This is a genomic window from Eoetvoesiella caeni, from assembly GCF_003315175.1.
In the GTDB taxonomy this organism is placed as follows: Bacteria; Pseudomonadota; Gammaproteobacteria; order Burkholderiales; family Burkholderiaceae_B; genus Eoetvoesia; species Eoetvoesia caeni.
On record NZ_QNRQ01000045.1, the window covers coordinates 1 to 1,384 of the forward strand.

General features: G+C 62.1%; 2 protein-coding genes. Both read left to right on the forward strand.

All coding sequences use genetic code 11. The annotated features are described in order from the left end of the window. The coding region (locus tag DFR37_RS22700) for a transposase (protein ID WP_488154025.1) at positions 1-975 on the forward strand (975 nt) is incomplete at its 5' end. A 2-nt stretch (positions 976-977) separates the two neighbouring features. Then, a partial coding sequence (locus tag DFR37_RS22705; protein ID WP_170139998.1) for an ATP-binding protein occupies positions 978-1,384 on the forward strand: 407 nt, incomplete at its 3' end.

Below are 1,384 nucleotides of genomic sequence, written 5' to 3' on the forward strand. Positions count from 1 at the left end.
ACGACGCACTACGTCGTGCTCGATAACCTGAAGGAAGGGGTGCTTGCGCCCGACCTGTACGAGCCCGAACTCAATCCCGTGTACGCCATGGTGCTGCGTCATTACGGTGTGGTGGCCGATCCGGCCCGGGTACGCGATCCGAACCGCAAAGGCACGGTCGAGCATGCGATCGGACACACGCAGGCCACGGCCCTGAAGGGCAAACGATTCGAGTCGCTGGAGGAGCAAAATGCCTTTCTGGAGCATTGGGAGACCCGATGGGCCGCGCCGCGCATCCATGGCAGCACGCGTCGCCAGGTCGAGGCGATGTATCAAGAGGAGCGCCCGCATCTGCAGGCCTTGCCGATCTCGGGGGTGCAGTACTTCAAAGAGGCGCAGCGCACGGTGTGCGATGACACCTGCATTCGGGTCGATCACAGCAGCTACGCGGCCCGCCCGGCCCGAATCGGTTCTCGGGTGCTGGTGCGGTTGTTCGACCACTACCTTGAGATCCGTGAGCTCGGCACCCAGGCCCTGATCCGTACGCACGCCCGCGTGGATCGACCCGGCACGGTGGTCCTGCCCGACGAGGAGCGCCTGTTCAATCCCTCTCGCGAGACACGTGCGCTGTTGCGCCAAGCCCAGGAAATTGGGGTGGCTGCGCACCAGCTTTGCCAGACCCTGTTCGCCGCAGAGGGCCGTGTCGGCCAGCGCAAACTCTGGGGCATTGTCGGGTTAGCCAAGCGCTATCCGAGCCGACTGGTTGAGCAGGCCTGCCAGCGGGCGCTGGACGAAGGTATCCAGAGCTATAAGCGCATCAAAGCGCTCACCGAACAACTGACCACCCAGGCGCTGGAGCAACTGAATACGCCCGCGCAGACAGAGCCCGTCCTGACCCAGCAGCACCCCCTTATCCGGGACGGCCAAGACTATGCCGACCTGTTTACCCTGGGCGCCCAGCAAAGCGCCAGCCTGCCCTTGTTCAACGAGGATTAAAAATGACCATGACCATGACCGAGATTGACCGGACCCTGCGCGAATTGCGCTTATCGGGCATTAGCGCCACGTTGGAGACCCGGATTGTGCAGGCCCAGGCCTGCGAGCAACCCTTTATCGAGACCTTCTCGCTCATCTTGCAAGACGAGCTGGACCGACGCCGATCCCGGCTGATTGATCGGCGCTACGTCAAATCCGGTCTGGACGAACGCGTGACATTGAACGACTTTGACTGGCGCTTTAATCCCAAGCTGCCCCGCCAGGCAAGCTTCGAGCTGCTGACACTGAAATTCATTGCCGAAGGCGCCAACGCCTTGTTGATCGGCAAGCCGGGCACAGGAAAAAGCCATATTGCCAAGGCCGTAGCCTATCAGGCCACGCTGCAGGGCCACCAGGTCCGGTATCTTGA